Raw genomic sequence first — 17,746 nt, forward strand, 5'->3', positions numbered from 1 at the left:
AAACCCGGGGCTCCGGCCACACACTCCTTGGATACGCACTGCCAACAGGGATGCGCCCCCTGAAGCCTGAACGCAAGTGATTCGCACCTGCACCGCCTTTCTCAGCCACCCGATTGCGCTACTCTGCGCCCCTGCCCTGGACTAACCTGTTAAGCGGAACGCCATTGTTAGGTCATTTTCCGAAGAGGTTATTCGATCATGAGCAATGACAAGCGGAACATCTCGCGGCGCAAGTTTCTCAAGCTCAGCGGCTGCGCCGCAGTGCTGATACCGGCAGCAATCATCGCCACCGATCGCAGTGTGGCCCAGGGCAAGGCCAGTAAGGAAGCAGTGAAATACCAGGACACGCCCAAGAACGGCCAGAAGTGCAAGGACTGCCAGTTCTGGGTAGATCCGGATGCCTGCCAGGTGGTGGAGGGGACTATCAGTCCCGATGGCTGGTGCAATCTCTACGTCAAGAAACAGTAGCCGGAGCCGGCCCGGCCGTCACGCCGGGATAGACTGCCCACCCCGCAGCTTGTTGATATCCGCCCGCGGCGGTGCACCGAACATGCGGCTGTATTCGCGGCTGAACTGGGACGGACTCTCGTAACCCACACGGTAGCTGGCAGATGCCGCCTCAAGGCCCTCTGCCAGCATCAGGCGACGAGCCTCGTGCAGGCGCAGCTTCTTCTGGAATTGCAGCGGGGACAGGCGCGTTACCTGCTTGAAGCTGTGGTAGAGCGACGACTCACTCATGTTTGCGATTCCCGCGAGTTCGCGCACCCGTAGTGGCTCGGCATACCGCTCCTGTAGTATCCCTATCACCCGGGCGATACGGCTCGACTGGCTGTCCGCCACGGACAGCTTGCGCAGGTGAGGGCCCATTTCGCTCACCAGCACCCGATAGATCAGCTCACGACGGGCGAGCGGTGCCAGGATCTTTGCGTCCGCGGGGGTATCCGCCAGCTCCACAAGCCGCGAAAGCGTCCCCAGAATACCCCGGTTGATCCTCGCAACCCGCAGCCCGCATGAGCTGTCGTCGCAGTTGCCTCCACTCTCCAGGGCCGGAGCGCGCTCGCCCAGCTCCAGCACCAGCTCTGACACCTCGGCGGGATCGACGGTCAACTTGATTCCCAGGTGGGGAGACTTGGGGGAGGCTCCAAGGACATGGCCAGTCACCGGCATATGCACCGAGCAGGCGAGGAAGTTGAGGGGCCCGTAAACCATTTCCCGGTCCCCGAACTGCATCAGTTTGTTGCCCTGCACGATAAAGCCGAGGCAGGGCTCCAGCACCGACGACGTACAGTTGAGATCACTTTCCGCGCGGAATAGCGTCACGCCTTCCACGGGGGCCTCCAACAGTCCCTCACCAGGCAACAGGCGCTGCATGGTCGACGCCAGGCGCTGGCGAGCGGGCTCCAGGGTAGCATCGGCCACGGCCGGCCCTGAGTGCAGTGTTGGCATTGCGCCCATCTGAGGCTCTCCCGGCCGGCATTCCGGCCCTTCTACTCAAGGCCCCCAGTATACGGAATTTTCACTGACTCATTCACATGAATTGCAGGATCGGGCAACCACTGGGAAGAATCAAGCAAATGCCAGCCTTTTCGCGAAATCCAGTCTAAAAACCACTTATCAGGAGAATTTTTTTGCACCACTGATCAGGGTGGTTGTACAGGGCAACCACTGGGCAGAAGCGCACAAGGAGGATCGGGCAATTCAGCCCTGACCCGTTCATTCTTGTAGGCCGACCCCTTCCACTCCCCGGGGAGCACAAATCAGGGCTTGTTCACCCCCTCAAACCTGGCGGAAGGAAAGACGAGCACGTAAAACCTGGTGAGCAGAGCGAGAGGCAGACAGGTGAACAGGATGATCAGGCCGAGCATCCCCCGCATAAGGTCACTCCCCTCCTCGTTACGCTCTTGGCTGTCAGCCAGGTAAGCGCGGTAACAGTGATCCCGTCCGTCGAGGGGATAGAAAGTGAAGTCGATTATCGACTCCATCAATTCCCAGTAAGGCCGCACCGGCGTCTCGCTGACGCGGGCGAAATAGCCTGTCCGGGCAGATATTGTGGAGTCCGGGTTACCGCCGGCAATCGCATTTCCGAGCTGGTCGATGGCGACCAGCACACCACCTATCCAGCTCATTGTGCTGCCCCGGTACTCTTGCACTGATTATCCGCGACCCGCCCAGCTGATTCGCTGGAGGCTTCCTGCTCGCGCCGGGAAACAGCCGGTGAGGACAGAAGTACTGCGCTCACCCTTCAAGCGGCAACAGAAAAGTTATTTCGACCAATCGTAGAAGCCGGCGTGATAAACCGGCTTCAGGACAAATGGCGAGTAGGGACCCGCGCACCAGGCTCCGGTGTCGAGCTGGTAACAGTGGACCCCGCCGGCGAAACACTGGGAGGCATCCGCCACCAGAGGATCACCTGTCAGGCAGGTGCGCGGGAATGCCGGCGTCTCTTCGACCGGCACGGAGCGGTAGCCGTACATCGGCGGTGCCCCACACAGGTCGCCCCAGAAACCGTCCAAGCTGGTGCCAGCACAACCAGCCAGCAGGCAGCCGGCCGCAAGCAAACCCATGGCTGGTTTATTTCTCATAGACTATGCACCGTTTGCCCCCGGATATATCGAAGCACTGTGCCGTGGGCGGACAGATCGATCCCTCTGCGAGCTCCTCGGCATCGCCCGGACAGGAGCCGTAATTGGCGCGCGGCTCCGGCGCGGGTGCGCGGTACTCTGCAGCCCGGGGTACAGGGGGGTTGTAAGGATAGACGACCTGGTCGCGGGGATCGGGAGTACCGCAACCAGCGAGCAGGGCTGCCGAAACGGCGGAAAACAGGATGCTGCGCTTTAGCATAAGAAGATCACCTCAATATTGCTGCGGTGGTCGATTTCCGGTTCCTTCCGCCGAATTGCGGCATCCTTTCCCGGCACTCCCCCGGGCTCGCGGCCAGCGGGAATACCCGTTTACAACAAGCTACCTTCCGCTCTCTGTCAGTAAACCCGCATGATCGGGAAAAACCAACAGGGCGAACCGACTTTTCTCAGCTCCGAGTCCACCGAACATTGCCGACTGCTGGATGGCGGCAGGTAAGCGTTGGGCTGGTAGTACCCCACCTCGACAAAGTTTGCGCTGGGTCGGACATCGTCCGGGTCGAAGAAGAAGGGGTCATTCCGGCCATCGGATTCGACCGGGGCAAAGATGCATCCCTGCAGTGCCGAGGCCAGCATCGCAGAAAGAGCGAACATCCCTATGCGCTTCATTTCCGAATACCTCACAGTTTCGATCTGCGCTTTTAGCGGTCACACCCCAAGTTTAGCTGGCGTGTGATTGTGCTTGGCCGCGGACGGGAAGATATGCGCGCGTTTCAACATCAAGCGGGGGAGGCGGGGCGGAAAAGCGGGAAGGATGCAGGAGAAGGGGAATTAAATGACAGGAGGGAGAGGAAAAAGGCGACCGGCCCACGCCGGTCGCCCGAAACGGTCACCCGTTTTTACAACAGCAGGCGGCGCACGTCTGCCAGCATGCTGACGAGGTAGGTCAGGAAGCGGCCGGCATCACCGCCATTCACGGCGCGGTGATCGTAGGACAGTGCCAGCGGCAACATCTTCCGCGGCACGAACTCCTGGCCATTCCATTCCGGTCGCACCGCGAGCCTGGACACGCCGAGGATACCCACCTCGGGCGAATTGACGATGGGCGTAAAGCCGGTACCGCCGATAGCCCCCAGGCTTGAAATGGTAAAGCAGGCGCCCTGCATATCCCGGGGCTTCAGCTTGCCATCGCGGGCGGCTGCCGCCATGGCACTGGCTTCCTCAGCCAGCTCGTACAGCCCCTTCTTGTCCACGTCGCGGATGACCGGCACCACCAGCCCCTTGGGCGTATCGACGGCCATGCCAATGTGCACGTAATCCTTGCGCACGATGTGCTCGCCGTCGTTGTGCAGCGACACATTGAAGCTTGGCTCCGCACGCAGGGCGGCGGCAGCCGCCTTCAGCAGGAACGGTACCGGTGTCAGCTTCACGCCGCGTTTTTCGGCTTCCGCTTTCATGGACTTGCGGAAATCCTCCAGCTCGGTGATATCCGCATCGTCGAACTGGGTGACGTGGGGCACATTGAGCCAGTTGCGAGCCATATTGGCAGCAGTGAGCTTGTGAATCTTGCTCATCGGCTCGACATCGACCGGGCCGAACTGGCTGAAGTCGATTTCCGGCATCTTGGCGATACCCAGGCCACCGCCGACACCTACGGCACCGCTCTCAGCCTTCTTCACCTGCTCCTTGATATAGGCGTGCAGATCGTCCTTGGTGACGCGGTTGCGCGGGCCGGACGGCTTCACCTTGGTCAGGGTGACGCCCAGTTCCCGTGCCAGCTTGCGCACTGCCGGGCCGGCATACACTTCCGCGGCGGCGGTCAGGTCGCGCTCCAGGGAATGATCCTTCTGCGGCGCGGCGGGCGGCTCGGTGGTGGCGCCGGACTCCGGCGCCGGAGTGCTGGCCGGTTCCTCCCTGGGCGCTTCCTTTTTCTCGGGCTTTTTTTCGGCCTTGGCCGCGGGCGCGCCGCCGGATACCACTTTCATCACACCCAGCTTGTCGCCAGTGGAAACCTTGTCACCTTCCTTGACGTCGATGGAAACCACGGTGCCGGCGAAAGGTGCCGGCACGTCCATGGAGGCCTTGTCACCTTCCACGACGATCAGGGAATCCCCCTCGGCCACCTCATCGCCCGCCTGCACGCTGATCTCGATCACGTCCACGGCATCGGCGCCGCCCAGGTCGGGCACGGTTACGGTCTCTTCCTTTTCCTCGCCGCCGGTCGCAGGTGCCTCTTCCTCTTCAGCCTGGCCGGATTCATCGGCCGGCTGGTCCCCTGACGATTCTTCCGACTCCTCCTCCGCGGCCGACTCCTCTTCGGCCGCACCGCTGTCGTCACCGGCATCGGTTTCAATCTCACCGATTACATCGCCCTCGGAGACCTGGTCGCCCTCGGACACGGAAATACTGAGGATCTTGCCGGCGTATGGCGCCGGCACGTCCATGGAGGCCTTGTCGCCCTCCACGACGATCAGGGAATCCTCTTCCGCAACAGTGTCCCCCACCGCTACGGAAATTTCGATCACATCTACCTGATCGGCACCGCCGAGATCAGGCACCTTAATGACTTGTTTTGCCATGCTTCTGCCTTCCTTATCCGGCGTGCCTTACGCCAGGCGCGGGTTTGTTTTTTCCGGATCGATGTTCAGTTTCTTGATCGCGTCAGAAACTTCTTTTTCATCGATCACGCCCTGTTTTGCCAGGCCGTTGAGGGCGGCGATAGCGACGTAATTGCGGTCCACCTCGAAGAAGCGGCGCAGCTGTTCGCGGCTGTCACTGCGACCGTAGCCATCGGTACCCAGCGTGGTCAGGTCGCCGTCGATAAACTCACGCAGCGGCTCGACATAGGAGCGGATATAGTCGGTGGAGGCAATCACCGGGTTTTCGTTACCGTCGAACTGCTCGGTAATCCACGCCTTGCGCGGCTTCTCGCCCGGATGCAGCATGTTCCAGCGTGCCACGTCCTGTCCCTCGCGGGCAGCCTCAGTGGCGGAAGTCAGGTTCCATATGTCGGAGGTCACACCGAACTGGTCGGCGAGGATATCCGCAGCCGCGAGTACCTCGCGCAGGATGGTGCCGGCACCGATCAGCTGCACGTGTTTTTTGGCAGCCTTGCCCTTGCCCGGCTTCCGGGAGTTGCCTTCCAGCTTGTAAATACCGCGGATGATGCCCTCTTCCACGCCCTGCGGCATTTCCGGCTGGAGGTAGTTCTCGTTTTCGATGGTGATGTAGTAGAAGACATTCTTCCTGTCTTCGTACATTTCCTTGAGGCCCTGCCGGACAATCACGGCGAGGTCGTAGCCATAGGCCGGGTCGTAGCTCTTGCAGTTGGGGATGGTGGAGGACAGCACATGGCTGTGGCCATCCTGGTGCTGCAGGCCCTCGCCGTTCAGGGTGGTGCGGCCGGCGGTTGCCCCGATCAGGAAGCCGCGCGCCTGCATGTCGCCGGCAGCCCAGGCCAGGTCGCCAATGCGCTGGAAGCCGAACATCGAGTAGTAGATGTAGAAGGGCACCATGGGCACGCCATGGTTGCTGTAGGCGGTGGCCAGTGCCATCCAGGCGGACATGGCGCCGGCCTCATTGATGCCCTCTTCGAGCACCTGGCCCTTCTTGTCTTCCTTGTAATACATGATCTGGCCGTGGTCGACCGGCGTGTACTTCTGCCCCTGGGATGAGTAAATACCCAGCTGGCGGAACAGGCCCTCCATACCGAAGGTGCGGGCTTCATCGGGCACGATGGGCGCCACGTTCTTGCCCATGTTCTTGTCTTTCACCAGCGCAGAGATCAGGCGCACGAACGCCATGGTGGTGGAGATTTCCCGGTCGCCGGAGCCCTTGGTCAGTGCACTGAAGGCATCCAGTCCCGGGATTTCCAGCTTCGCCACCTCGGTGCTGCGTGACGGCACCGGGCCACCCAGGCTCTTGCGGCGCTCGGCCATGTACTTCATCTCCGGGCTGTCCGGCGCCGGGCGATAGTACGGGACTTCCTCGATTTCCTTGTCGGTAATCGGGATGGCAAAGCGGTCGCGGAAGCGCTTCAGCGCCTCGGTGTCCATTTTCTTGACGTTGTGGGTATCCATCGCCGCTTCACCTGCGGCTCCCAGGCCATAACCCTTGACGGTCTGCGCCAGGATCACGGTGGGCTTGCCCTTGCTGGCCATGGCCTCGGCATAGGCCGCGTAGACCTTGTAGGGGTCGTGGCCGCCGCGGTTCAGCTTCATGATCTCGTCGTCGGACATGTCCTTGACCATCTCGAGCAGCTCCGGGTATTTGCCGAAGAAATGCTCGCGGGTATAGGCGCCGCCGTTGGCCTTGAAGTTCTGCATCTCGCCATCGACCACCTCGTCCATGACTTTCTGCAGCAGGCCCTTGTCGTCCTTCTCCAGCAGCGGGTCCCACAGCCGGCCCCACAGCACCTTGATCACGTTCCAGCCAGCGCCGCGGAAGACTCCCTCCAGTTCCTGGATAATCTTGCCGTTGCCCCGCACCGGGCCGTCCAGTCGCTGCAGGTTACAGTTGACCACGAACACCAGGTTCTCGAGGTTTTCGCGGCCGGCCATGGAAATGGCACCCAGGGTTTCCGGCTCGTCACACTCACCGTCGCCCAGGAAGGCCCAGACCTTGCGATCACCGCGCGGGGACAGCCCGCGGGCAGACAGGTAGCGCATGATGTGCGCCTGGTAGATGGCCTGGATCGGGCCCAGGCCCATGGATACGGTGGGGAACTGCCAGTACTCCGGCATCAGCCAGGGATGCGGGTAGGAGGACAGGCCGTTGCCGTTCACCTCGCGGCGGAAATTATCCAGCTGCTCCTCGTCGAAGCGGCCCTCCAGGTAAGAGCGGGCGTAAATGCCCGGGGCGCTGTGGCCCTGGAAGAAGATCAGGTCGCCCCGCTCCTCGCCCTCATTGCCGCGGAAGAAGTAGTTGAAGCCCACGTCGTAAAGGGTGGCGGCGGAAGAGAAGCTCGCAATATGGCCGCCCAGGCTGTCACTGTTGGAGTTTGCCCGCACCACCATGGCCAGCGCGTTCCAGCGGATCAGCGAGCGGATGCGGCGCTCCATGAAGAGGTCGCCCGGCATGCGCTTCTCGGCAGTGGGGGGAATGGTGTTGCGATAGGGCGTGGTGATTGCCGCGGGCAGCTTCACCCCCACATCGGTGGCGCGGTCAGACAGCTGCTTGAGGATGAACGCGGCACGCTCCTTGCCGCTGTAGCGGATCACCGCCTGCAGCGCGTCCAGCCATTCCTGCGTTTCCTGGTTGTCGGTTTCTTCGTGCATCAAGTGCTCCTCGGCGATTTGTGCGACGTCGAGTCGGTCTCTGTTCTTTTTCAGATAGTTTCAGGCAATCGGGCGTAAACGGGCAAAAGTACCGCGCGGGCAGAAAATTGCTTCCTTTTTTCAGCAAAAGCGCCAATTTGCCGCCGTTCCTGGCGTAAATGCAGAGTCTAGTATTAGCGACTCCTGCAGCGGCGATAGAGGGTAGTCCTGTGCCAGCCTGCCGGCGTACTTGTCAAATTCTTCAGCGAAGCGGCCCCGTCCCGGGCCGCCTTCAGTGGCCAGCCGGTCAAGCGGGAGCCGGAGTGCGGGCGGGATTGTAGTATTACTACAAGTTTTTTTCCAGACAGGACATTTAGTAACAATTAAAACCAGTTTGCTAAACAATTATTCTCTTTATAGGGGCATTTCCGGAGTAAGTAGCGGCAAAAAAAAGGAAATCAATTACAAAATGCAGTCCAAATTTGTCATTTGAGTCACGCTTCGTTATGGCCACCTTCGGGGAGATATTCGGCGAAGACGACAAAGCGCTGCGGTCCGCCGGCAACCAGGGCATCGAACGGATAGCAGGTCACCAGCATCAGGCCGGGACCGGCCAGTATGGGCAAGCGCTCGCGCCGGCTGTCCACCACACGGGTTTCCCGCACCTGGTAATGGTGCCAGCGTCCATGGCGGTCCTGCAGACCGAGCCGCGCCCCGGCCCTGACCTTCCGCAGGGGACCGAAATGGGTATCGCGATGGGCGGCGATCACCGTGGTGCGCTCCGCCGATCCCGGCTCCCCCGAGTTCTCCACCAGGCCCGGCCCGAATGCCAGGGCCTGGCCGCTGCTGCCGGCCAGCACCACCAGCGGGCGGCCTCCACCCAGCCGCAACCTCGCCACCGGCCAGGTATCCGCCCATGGCCAGGGCCGCACTACCTCCCCGTTATGCACCTGTCGCTGCCAGGCGGCATCGATCAGGTACTGCGCCAGCCTGGCCTTTGCTATCAGCCAGGCGGAATCGAATAGCAGCCAGGCGGCCGCCAGCACCAGCACCCCGGACCCCAGGCGGCGCACCATCAGTTAACCCGCACCAGCAACCGCTCCAGCTCACCCCGGGCGCGCCCGGACGGCGCACGGCGCGGGTCCGGCAACCACCGACGCAGCCAGCGGCGCAACTGCCTGTTTACTGTCCCGCGCCAGCCCCGGCCGCGCCGCAACAGGCCGCCCAGGCCCAACAGCGCCAGGCCCAGGAGCAGCTGCCCATAGAGTCCCGTTGCCGTGGCGGGATATGCCTGCTGTTGCAGTACCTGGCCGCGGGCCACCGCATTCGGCACCGCGCTGCTTGCGAGCGCCTCCCCTACCGGGCGCACGGGCTTTTCCTCGACCGCAACAAAGCTGGTGTAAGGGCTCGCCAACTGGAAAGCCAGTGCCAGCCCGAGGATCTGCGTACGCAGTTGCTGCCCGGCCGCACTCTGCTCCCCGACCGGCCGTTGCCGGTCGCGCAGCGCCTCGATACGGCGTCGCGCCCAGAGGCTGCCGAGTCCGCCCGAACCATCCTTGCCCCCGAGCTCCAGCTCGCGGTGGAACTGCCGGCCTGCAAGGCGACCGCTCACCCTCAGCTTGCCGGTGACATCGGCACCGCGGACCCTGGCCACCAGCCGCAGGGGTTCACCGCGATAAAGGTCTGGAATCTTCTTCGGGTAGGCATCTACATGCAGGCCGCGGGGCCAGGTCACCCGGAGGTCAGTCACCAGCGGGTTTTCCAGCTTGGAGAACAGGGCCTGCATCTGTGCCCCGACCTCACCCACATCGCCGATGGTGACCGATGCACCACGACCGAATTGCGCTGCCTTGCGCATGAAGTGGCGGTTGGGGGCAGAGCCGATGCCGACCGTGAACAGGCGGGCATCGCCGAGGGACTGGCGGATCAGTTCGAATAACGCCGATTCGTTGCCCACCGCGCCATCGGTAATGAAAACCACCTGGCGGACGAGGGTTTCGTCGCCGGGCAGCTGCTGGCTGAAGGCCTTGCGCAGCGCGGGGGCCATCTCGGTGCCACCGGTTGCCCGCAGGGCCTCGACCTGCGCCCTCGCGAGGTGGAGGTTCTCGGCCCGCGCCGGCACCGGCCGCGGGAAGAAGGCCCGGGTGACGCTGTTGAACTCGATGATATTGAAGCGATCATCCGGCTGCAGGCGGGCAAGGGCCAGCAGCAGGCCGTCGCGCGCCTGGCGGATGGAGCTGCCTCCCATTGAGCCCGACGTATCGATCACAAAAACTACCTCGCGCGGCAATCGCCGCGTGCCGCCTGCGGTATCCGGGGGCAGCAACAGCAGCTGCAGATAGGTTCCGGAAAGGTCGGCATTCCTGTCATCGCCCTCCTCCTGGTCCGCCCCGCCGGCCTTTGCCTCAAGGACCTCGGCAAAGAGCGCCGCCCGCGGCATTGCGGAGGGGCGCGGACGCCAGCGCAGGACGAAATCCCGGTCCATCAGCGCCGTCCCCCCGCGCAGCGTGATGCGATAGTCGCCGCCGGAAAGGCGGCTAGAATCGATATCGTGGTAGGGACTGCTGATGTCCGCCAGCGGCAGGCCCCCATCGAGTTCCACCGAAACCGCGATACGATGGCTGTCCAGCGCCGTCAGTTCGGGCGCTGGCTGCATGAACGGACTGATCTGGTGGGCATCGGGCACCTGGTCGGTGGGCAGCGCCCAACCATTGCCATCCAGCTTTATTGCCCGCGCCTCCCCCGCCGGCTCGATCGGCTCTCCCGGCATGTAGCGCGGGGTCAGGCTGGTGGGCAGGCGCAGGCTGAAAGCTCCCCCCTCGTAGGCGACCGGGGCCAGGAAACGTATCTTTGCCGTAACCTTCTCGCCCGGCCCGATATTGGCCACGCGGCTGGTAAACAGGTTCGGGCGCTGCTGCTCCAGCAGCGCTGCGCGCTTTCCCGCGGCGCGGGCCTCCCGGTAGATCCTCGCGGCCTGCTGGCGCTCCCGCACACGGCCCACGATCCGCCGCTCGCCGACCCGGATTTCCAGTCCGTTGACGGCCGCTTGCGGTGGCAGGGGCACCACGTAGACAGCCTCTCGCCAGTCGGGTGAGGCATTTTCAAACACCTGCTCCAGCTCCACTTCCGCCAACAGCCCCCGCACCCGCACCGTAGCTCGGCTGTTGAGGTGAACCGCCGGCCGGTAATTTGCCTGGCCGGCAGCGCGGAACAGCAGGTCGCCGCTGCCCACCTGGTCGGGGCTGACGGCGCCCGCAGGCACTCGCTCCGGCCCGGCCGCGCGCGCGCCGGCGGCGGCAACCACCACGGCGAGCGCGGTAACCAGCAACAGCAGCCAGCGTCCGCGACGGTCATTGCGATAGCGGCGCCGGTAATACTCCTCGGTGGGCAGCACCACCAGCTCGCGCGGTATTCGCTGTCCGGAAAAAATTGTCCTGTCCACAGGCATCCCTCCATTCAATTTTCTGTATGGAGAGCATTTAACCTGGACAAACAGGCAGTTCCGGGGCGGAATTGTGGCGGTCTATGAAGAAATAATGGCGAATTGTGGCAGGAGCCCAGATCTTGCAATTGCGGCAGGAGCGCAGCTGCTGCCCCAGGGCACAAAAAAACCGGCGCAAGCGCCGGTTTTTCTGTGCAGGCCAGGAGCCAGGTCAGTCGACCAGGCCGTACTGGTCGCGCAGGATTTCGACCAGCTCGGCACGCGGGTTGTCAGACAGCTCGAGCTTGCGGCCGGTGATCTTCTCGGCGATACCCACGTAAGTGGCGGAGACATCCATCAGCATGGACTCCGGCAGCTGGTTGTCCCGCGCCAGTGCCTGGCGCTCGTCCATGCGGTCCTTGTTCAGAAGGATATCCGGGTCCGGGAAGTAATCCAGCAGGGCCTTGCGGAAGCCTTCCTTGGAGTTCTCGACGATATTGCCGCGGCGATACTCTTCACCATCCCAGATACGTGAGGAGTCGGGCGTACCGACCTCATCCATATAAATGAGTTTCTCGTTGCCAGCGGCATCGGTGACGTAACCGAACTCGAACTTGGTGTCGACGAAAATCTGGTCGAGCTTGGCCAGCTCGGAAGAGATCACATCGAAGCCCTCTTTCAGCAGCTTCTCGTAGAGATCGATATCGTCAGTGCTGCGGAAATTGAATGCCTCGTAGTTGTCCTCGATGTCCTTGCGGGTGATGTTGACGTCATCCGCCTCCGGTACACCGGGAATACCCTTGAGCACACCCTTGGTAGAGGGAGTGATCAGCAGCTCGGGCAGTTTCTGGTCTTTCTGCAGGCCGTCCGGGATCTCGATGCCACAGAATTCACGCTCACCTTTCGCGTAAGCCCGCCACATGGAGCCGGTGATGTACTGGCGCGCGATAGCCTCGATCATCACCGGGCGCGCCTTCTGCACAATCCACACCAGCGGGTGCGGGATATCCAGGATATGGCTGTCGGCCAGGCCCTGTTCCCTGAACAGCCTGAACCAGTGGTTGGAGATTGCGTTCAGTGCCGCGCCCTTACCGGGCACGCCGCGCATGCCGCCCTCGCCTGTCCAGACGCAGTCGAAGGCAGAGATGCGGTCGGAAATCACCATTACCGCCAGGGGCGCATCCGGGGCCACCGGGTAGCCCTTTTCCTCGATCAGGCGACGACTGTCGGCCTCAGTCAGCCAGTAAACCGAGCGGACTTTTCCGCTGTGGACTGGTTTATCAGTGCGAATCGGCAAATCGTCGTTGACCGCCAGTACTTTGTCAGCAAGGCTCATGGGTCTTTCCTGTTACCTGTGCATGGTGGGAAGAAATGAAGCGCGGCATTCTAGCAAAACTCCGCTTGCCAGGCAGCAACCCGGATAACTGCAACGACGGGGAAAACCATGCCCGCAGTGCGGTTACTCTGCAGTATCCGCCTTTTCACGGGACTCATCCTCCTCTGCCTGGGCTTCGTCCCGCGCCTGCCACTCTGCCTGGTGCTCGGTAGTGGGCCAGGCATTCATGATCGCCTTGGCCAGGGTGGCCAGTGGAATCGCGAAGAATACGCCCCAGAACCCCCAGATCCCGCCAAACACCAGTACAGCGAGGATAATGGCCACCGGATGCAGGTTAACCGCCTCCGAAAACAGCAGCGGCACCAGCACATTGCCATCCAGCAGCTGGATGACGCCGTAGGCCAGCATCAAGTAGAGGAATTCGCTGCTCCAGCCCCACTGGAAGAGGCCGATGACCGCTACCGGGATGGTCACCACTGCGGCGCCGATATAGGGAATCAGCACACTGAGGCCAACTGCCACCGCCAGCAACAGCGCGTAGTTCACACCCAGGAACAGGAAAGCGATATAGCTGACCACGGCGACGATACCGATTTCGATCACCTTGCCGCGCACGTAATTCGCCACCTGGTCATTCATTTCATACCAGATCTGGCGCAGCATCGGGCGATGGCTCGGCAGGAAGGAGGCACACCAGTTGATCAGGCGATCCGAATCCTTGAGGAAAAAGAATACCAGGATCGGCACCACCACCGCGTAAACCAGGATGCCGGCGAGGATGGGGAGGTTGGCGAGGGAGAACGTCAGCAGGGTCTGGCCGATAGTGCCAAGCTCGCTGCCAAGGGTGCTGAATATCTCCTGGATCTGCGCCGCGGAAACCAGGGTGGGAAAGCGCTCCGGTAACAGCAGCAGCAACTGCTGGCCCTGCTCCACCATATTGGGAAGCTCAGCGAACAGCCGCACCAGCTGGCGCCAGATGATCGGCAGGACGATAAAGCAGAGTGCCGCGATGATACTGACCAGCACCATACATGCGATGGTGACCGCGGCCCAGTGCGGGGCCCCCGCGGCCTTGAGGCGCTCCACCATGCCCTGCATGAGAAAGGCGATGATCAGCGCCGCCATTACCGGCGCCAGCACCTCTCCCAGGGTAGCCATCACCACCAGGGCGCCCACCAGCAGCAGCACCAGCAGGACTACCTCCTCCTGGCTGAAATAGCGGTTAACCCAGTTGCGTACGATCGTCAGCATAAACCCTCTTAACTTCCGGTCAGGTCACCGGCGCGCAGCCAGTAGCGGAACTCACCGGCGGTGCGCTCGGCGCGCAGTAAACCGCGGCCGCTCAGCCGCGCAAAACTGTGAAAATCACGCCACGAGCCCGGGTCACTGGCGAGCACGCACAGCAGCGTGCCCGGGGGATGCTCGCGGAGCGCCCGTCGCATGGCCAGCAGCGGTTGCGGGCACGCCAGCCCGCGCGTATCCACGGCTACCGCGGGCTCGCCATCCAGGTCGAGCGCACAGGCACCAGCTGTCATCATCTCTATATCCGGCTATCGGTGAACCCGGGGCGGAGTATAACGCGGATTCCAGCCCGCCATCCCGCTACGCCGGGCATTCCGGCCTCTCAGGCCCGCCCCCTACCCGGCCCCTAGACAGACCACTGGGTCGGCTAACCGGGAACCGCGAACCATTCACCGTCTGACTGGTCAAAACCTCGACAGTTCAACCGGGTTGCGTATAGAGTTGACCCTGTAATCAAGCGCAAGCGAACGGGCAGTATGCACCAATGACCGAGTTTCCCTCCTCCCGGCTGATATCCCACCCCCCACGTCGCGGCGCGCTGCGCTCACTGTGGCGGCGCCTGGGCGCGCTGGCCGCCCCGCTGGGCCTGGGCCTGGCGCTCGGCAGCGCCCCCCTGGCGGCAGTGACAGAAGACAGGGAAATCCGGCTGCCGGAACTCGGGGACGCGAGCAGCGGCGTGGTTTCCAGGGGGCGCGAGAAAGAACTGGGCCAGATGTGGCTGCGAATGTTCCGCAGCCAGGTGCGCACCTCCAACGATGCCCTGCTGCAGCAGTATGTCGAGAATACCCTGACCCAACTCGCCGAGCACGCGCCACTGGAGGACAAATCCCTCGACGTGGTAGTGGTTAAAAACGACACCATGAATGCCTTCGCGGTCCCCGGCGGGGTCGTGGGTGTCCACACAGGCCTGTTCCTGTTCGCCGAAAACGAGGACCAGTTCGCCTCGGTGCTCGCCCACGAACTCGCCCACCTGAGCCAGCGCCACTACGCGCGCACCCTGGAGGCCAAGCGTAACAGCACCCTGCCGACCCTGGCCGGCATGCTGGGCGCCCTGGTGCTGGCCGCCACCGCCGGCGGGGACGCCGGGCTCGCAGCCATGACAGCCACCCAGGCCGCGGCACTGGACAGCCAGCTGCGCTTCTCCCGCCAGAACGAGCAGGAGGCCGACCGCGTGGGGATCGAGACCCTGGCCAAGGCTGGAATGGACCCGGAAGCCGCCGGCGAAATGTTCGAGCAGATGCTGAAGGCCACCCGCTACTACCGCCGGCCACCGGAATTCCTCCTCACCCACCCGGTGACGGAAAAGCGGATTGCGGACGCCAAGCTGCGCGCCAGCCGCATGCCGGACGTGCGCGCCGGCAACAGCCGCGAATACCACCTGATGCGCGCCCGCATCCGCGTGGCCGCAGAACCCACCCCGCAGCAGGCAGTCAAGCGCTTCCAGGCCGAGCTGCGCGGCATCAATGACAACGAGGACGCGGCACGCTATGGACTGGCCCTGGCCCAGACCGCAGCCGGCAAGCCCGACAGTGCGCTGGAGACACTGCAACCGCTGCTGGACCGCGAGCCCGACAAGGCGGCGTTCGTGCTCGCCCGGGCCGACATCGACCTCGCCCGCCAGGATTATGACAGTGCCACCCGCCGCCTCCAGGGGGCCCTCAGGCGCAATCCCGGCGATCACGCCCTGACCATGGGCCTGGCCAACGCCCACTTCAAGGCCGGCAACTACCTGACTGCCGAGCGCCTGCTGGAGAAACACAGCCGCGTGCGCCGCAAGGATCCCGCCGTCTGGTACCTGCTGGCCGAAACGCACGGCCTCGCCGGGGATATCGTCGGGGTGCACGAGGCACGTGCCGAGTACTACATCCTGAACGGTGTCTTCGACAAGGCCCTGCAGCACCTGCGCCACGGCATGCGCCTGGCGAAGAACAACTACCAGACCCACGCAATCCTGGAGCAGCGCTTCAAGGATGTCGTGGGCATGCAGCAGAAAGCCAAGGAACTCTGATACCGGAACGGGAGGGCGTAGCCCCCCTGCCCCCTGGGCCGGGCGGCGGTCAGTCGAGGGGCTTGCGGAAGTCGAGCATGCGCTGCAGCGGCTTCATGGCGCGCTTGCCCAGCTCGGGATCGACGAGGATTTCATTGTCGCCGCGCTCCAGTACCCCGCACAGGTTTTCCAGCGAGTTCATCGCCATCCACGGGCAGTTGGCGCAGCTGCGGCAGGTGGCGCCGGCGCCGGCAGTCGGGGCAACAATCAGCTCCTTGTCCGGGCACTCTTTCTGCATCTTGTAGAAGATGCCCTGGTCGGTGGCGACGATGAAGCGCTTCTCGGGGCGTGTCTTCGCGGCCTTGATGATCTGTGAGGTCGAACCCACCACATCTGCCAGCTCCACCACGGCCGCCGGTGATTCCGGGTGCACCAGCACCACGGCGTCTGGATAGAGCGCCTTGAGGTCGGCTACCCCCTTGGCCTTGAATTCCTCGTGAACAATACAGGAACCGTTCCACAACAGGACGTCGGCCCCAGTCTCGCGCTGGACATAGCTGCCCAGGTGCTTGTCCGGAGCCCAGAGGATCTTCTCGCCACGCTCGTCCAGGTATTCCACCACGTCGAGGGCAATACTGGAGGTAACGACCCAGTCGGCACGGGCCTTCACTGCGGCGGACGTGTTCGCGTAGACCACAACCGTGCGGTCCGGGTGGGCGTCACAGAAGGCAGAAAATTCTTCCGGCGGGCATCCCAGGTCGAGGGAGCAGGTCGCCTCCAGGGTCGGCATCAGGACCCGTTTGTTCGGAGTCAGGATCTTGGCGGTCTCGCCCATGAACTTGACACCGGCCACGATCAGCGTGTCCGCCTGGTGTTCGGCACCGAAGCGGGCCATTTCCAGCGAGTCGGACACACAGCCGCCGGTCTCCTCCGCCAGGGCCTGTATCAGCGGGTCTGTGTAGTAGTGTGCCACCAGTACCGCATTCTGCTCTTTCAGCAGTCGCTTGATACGCTCGCGCCACAGCTCCAGCTCCTGCTCGCTGTACTGGTGCACGGCCGGCTCCGCCAGGTGCGCCTGCACCACGGAGCGGGGATCGACATTCGGGGGGAACACTGACTTCTGGCTCATAGTCACCTTCAGGCGGCAGATCGCGCGCGATAGTACGGCGGCCGGCTCTTTCGGGCAGCACAGGCCCATTTTAACGTACGCTCCGCGCTTGTGGGCCGGCAGCCCGGCTGGGGGCGGATACACAAAGGGCCGCCGTGCGGCAGCCCTCTGGAATATGGTGGGTCGTGCTGGATTAACCGTTGCGGCTTAGGCCGCAACGACCCGCGGGGCGGGCTTCGTCGCTGCGCTCCTCGTTGCTGACGCGCTTCGCCGCGCGTCGAGTCGAACCCGAGGTTCTCATCCAGCAGGACTTATACAGCCGGCACCCCGTCGGGGTGCCGGCTTAATATGGTGGGTCGTGCTGGATTCGAACCAGCGACCAATTGGTTAAAAGCCAACTGCTCTACCAACTGAGCTAACGACCCGAAATTGGTGCGTATGTTACTGATCTGCGGCAAAAAAACAATTTTTTCTGCCGTCGGCCAGGGGGCGCGACCGCCCTGTTGTCACGACAAAGGCGTCGCAACAAAAAAGGGCCGCCTGCGGGCGGCCCTTCCGAAATATGGTGGGTCGTGCTGGATTCGAACCAGCGACCAATTGGTTAAAAGCCAACTGCTCTACCAACTGAGCTAACGACCCTTAATTCCCGCATCGAGTGCTGCCTCGATGTGAGGAGGTGCGTATCTTACTGATCTATTTACGAAACACAATACCTGAGCCGAAAAAATATCTAACAATTTTAAGGGCTTACGGCAGGG

The 17,746-nt window shown here is 62.9% G+C and carries 15 protein-coding genes and 2 tRNA genes; 2 read left to right on the plus strand and 15 right to left on the minus strand.

Annotated elements, in window-relative coordinates:
• Positions 1-198 precede the first annotated feature (198 nt).
• A complete protein-coding gene (locus tag BLT26_RS03270) occupies positions 199-468 on the plus strand; it encodes a high-potential iron-sulfur protein (protein ID WP_091508189.1) in 270 nt (89 codons plus the stop codon).
• Between the two features lie 18 nt (positions 469-486).
• Here the strand turns inward: BLT26_RS03270 and BLT26_RS03275 are convergent, their stop codons facing one another.
• From BLT26_RS03275 to BLT26_RS03330, 12 genes are all read right to left on the minus strand, one after another.
• The gene (locus BLT26_RS03275) at positions 487-1,446 is read right to left on the minus strand and encodes an AraC family transcriptional regulator (protein WP_091508798.1); all 960 of its coding nucleotides are present in this window, start codon (positions 1,444-1,446) and stop codon (positions 487-489) included.
• Between the two features lie 311 nt (positions 1,447-1,757).
• Entirely contained in the window at positions 1,758-2,126 is a 369-nt protein-coding gene (locus tag BLT26_RS03280) for a hypothetical protein (RefSeq protein ID WP_091508192.1), read from the minus strand.
• A 135-nt stretch (positions 2,127-2,261) separates the two neighbouring features.
• Positions 2,262-2,582, minus strand: coding sequence for a cupin domain-containing protein (locus BLT26_RS03285; RefSeq protein WP_139169375.1), 321 nt, complete (start codon positions 2,580-2,582; stop codon positions 2,262-2,264).
• A complete protein-coding gene (locus tag BLT26_RS03290) occupies positions 2,572-2,841 on the minus strand; it encodes a hypothetical protein (RefSeq protein ID WP_091508200.1) in 270 nt (89 codons plus the stop codon). The genes BLT26_RS03285 and BLT26_RS03290 overlap by 11 nt, the downstream gene beginning before the upstream one ends.
• A gap of 137 nt (positions 2,842-2,978) precedes the next feature.
• Positions 2,979-3,248 carry a hypothetical protein gene (locus BLT26_RS03295; protein WP_139169377.1) on the minus strand — a complete coding sequence of 90 codons (270 nt, stop codon included), beginning with the start codon at positions 3,246-3,248 and terminating at the stop codon, positions 2,979-2,981.
• Between the two features lie 230 nt (positions 3,249-3,478).
• Positions 3,479-5,158 (minus strand): dihydrolipoyllysine-residue acetyltransferase, encoded by a 1,680-nt coding sequence (aceF, locus tag BLT26_RS03300; RefSeq protein WP_091508206.1) that lies wholly within the window; start codon positions 5,156-5,158, stop codon positions 3,479-3,481.
• Positions 5,159-5,185: 27 nt separating this feature from the next.
• Positions 5,186-7,855 (minus strand): pyruvate dehydrogenase (acetyl-transferring), homodimeric type, encoded by a 2,670-nt coding sequence (gene aceE / locus BLT26_RS03305; protein WP_091508209.1) that lies wholly within the window; start codon positions 7,853-7,855, stop codon positions 5,186-5,188.
• A gap of 473 nt (positions 7,856-8,328) precedes the next feature.
• Complete coding sequence (locus BLT26_RS03310) at positions 8,329-8,910, minus strand: class GN sortase (protein ID WP_091508213.1); 582 nt, start codon at positions 8,908-8,910, stop codon at positions 8,329-8,331.
• Positions 8,910-11,276: a marine proteobacterial sortase target protein gene (locus tag BLT26_RS03315; RefSeq protein ID WP_091508802.1), complete on the minus strand. Its 2,367-nt coding sequence runs from the start codon at positions 11,274-11,276 to the stop codon at positions 8,910-8,912. Before BLT26_RS03315 ends, BLT26_RS03310 begins: the two co-directional genes overlap by 1 nt.
• A 211-nt stretch (positions 11,277-11,487) precedes the next feature.
• Positions 11,488-12,591 carry a phosphoribosylaminoimidazolesuccinocarboxamide synthase gene (locus tag BLT26_RS03320; protein WP_091508217.1) on the minus strand — a complete coding sequence of 368 codons (1,104 nt, stop codon included), beginning with the start codon at positions 12,589-12,591 and terminating at the stop codon, positions 11,488-11,490.
• A 123-nt stretch (positions 12,592-12,714) separates the two neighbouring features.
• Positions 12,715-13,842 carry an AI-2E family transporter gene (locus BLT26_RS03325; RefSeq protein ID WP_091508220.1) on the minus strand — a complete coding sequence of 376 codons (1,128 nt, stop codon included), beginning with the start codon at positions 13,840-13,842 and terminating at the stop codon, positions 12,715-12,717.
• Between the two features lie 8 nt (positions 13,843-13,850).
• The gene (locus tag BLT26_RS03330; RefSeq protein WP_217631362.1) at positions 13,851-14,129 is read right to left on the minus strand and encodes a sulfurtransferase TusA family protein; all 279 of its coding nucleotides are present in this window, start codon (positions 14,127-14,129) and stop codon (positions 13,851-13,853) included.
• A 248-nt stretch (positions 14,130-14,377) separates the two neighbouring features.
• Between BLT26_RS03330 and BLT26_RS03335 the strand changes: the two genes are divergently transcribed.
• A complete protein-coding gene (locus BLT26_RS03335) occupies positions 14,378-15,901 on the plus strand; it encodes a M48 family metalloprotease (RefSeq protein ID WP_091508224.1) in 1,524 nt (507 codons plus the stop codon).
• Positions 15,902-15,950: 49 nt separating this feature from the next.
• Here BLT26_RS03335 and nadA read toward each other — a convergent pair whose 3' ends face one another.
• The 3 genes from nadA to BLT26_RS03350 all read right to left on the minus strand — a co-directional run bounded on the left by nadA (position 15,951) and on the right by BLT26_RS03350 (position 17,627).
• Positions 15,951-17,009 (minus strand): quinolinate synthase NadA, encoded by a 1,059-nt coding sequence (nadA, locus tag BLT26_RS03340; RefSeq protein ID WP_091508809.1) that lies wholly within the window; start codon positions 17,007-17,009, stop codon positions 15,951-15,953.
• Positions 17,010-17,337: 328 nt separating this feature from the next.
• Positions 17,338-17,413, minus strand: a tRNA-Lys gene (locus BLT26_RS03345).
• Positions 17,414-17,551: 138 nt separating this feature from the next.
• Positions 17,552-17,627, minus strand: a tRNA-Lys gene (locus BLT26_RS03350).
• Positions 17,628-17,746: the final 119 nt, after the last annotated feature.

Source organism: Microbulbifer yueqingensis, assembly GCF_900100355.1.
In the GTDB taxonomy this organism is placed as follows: Bacteria; Pseudomonadota; Gammaproteobacteria; order Pseudomonadales; family Cellvibrionaceae; genus Microbulbifer; species Microbulbifer yueqingensis.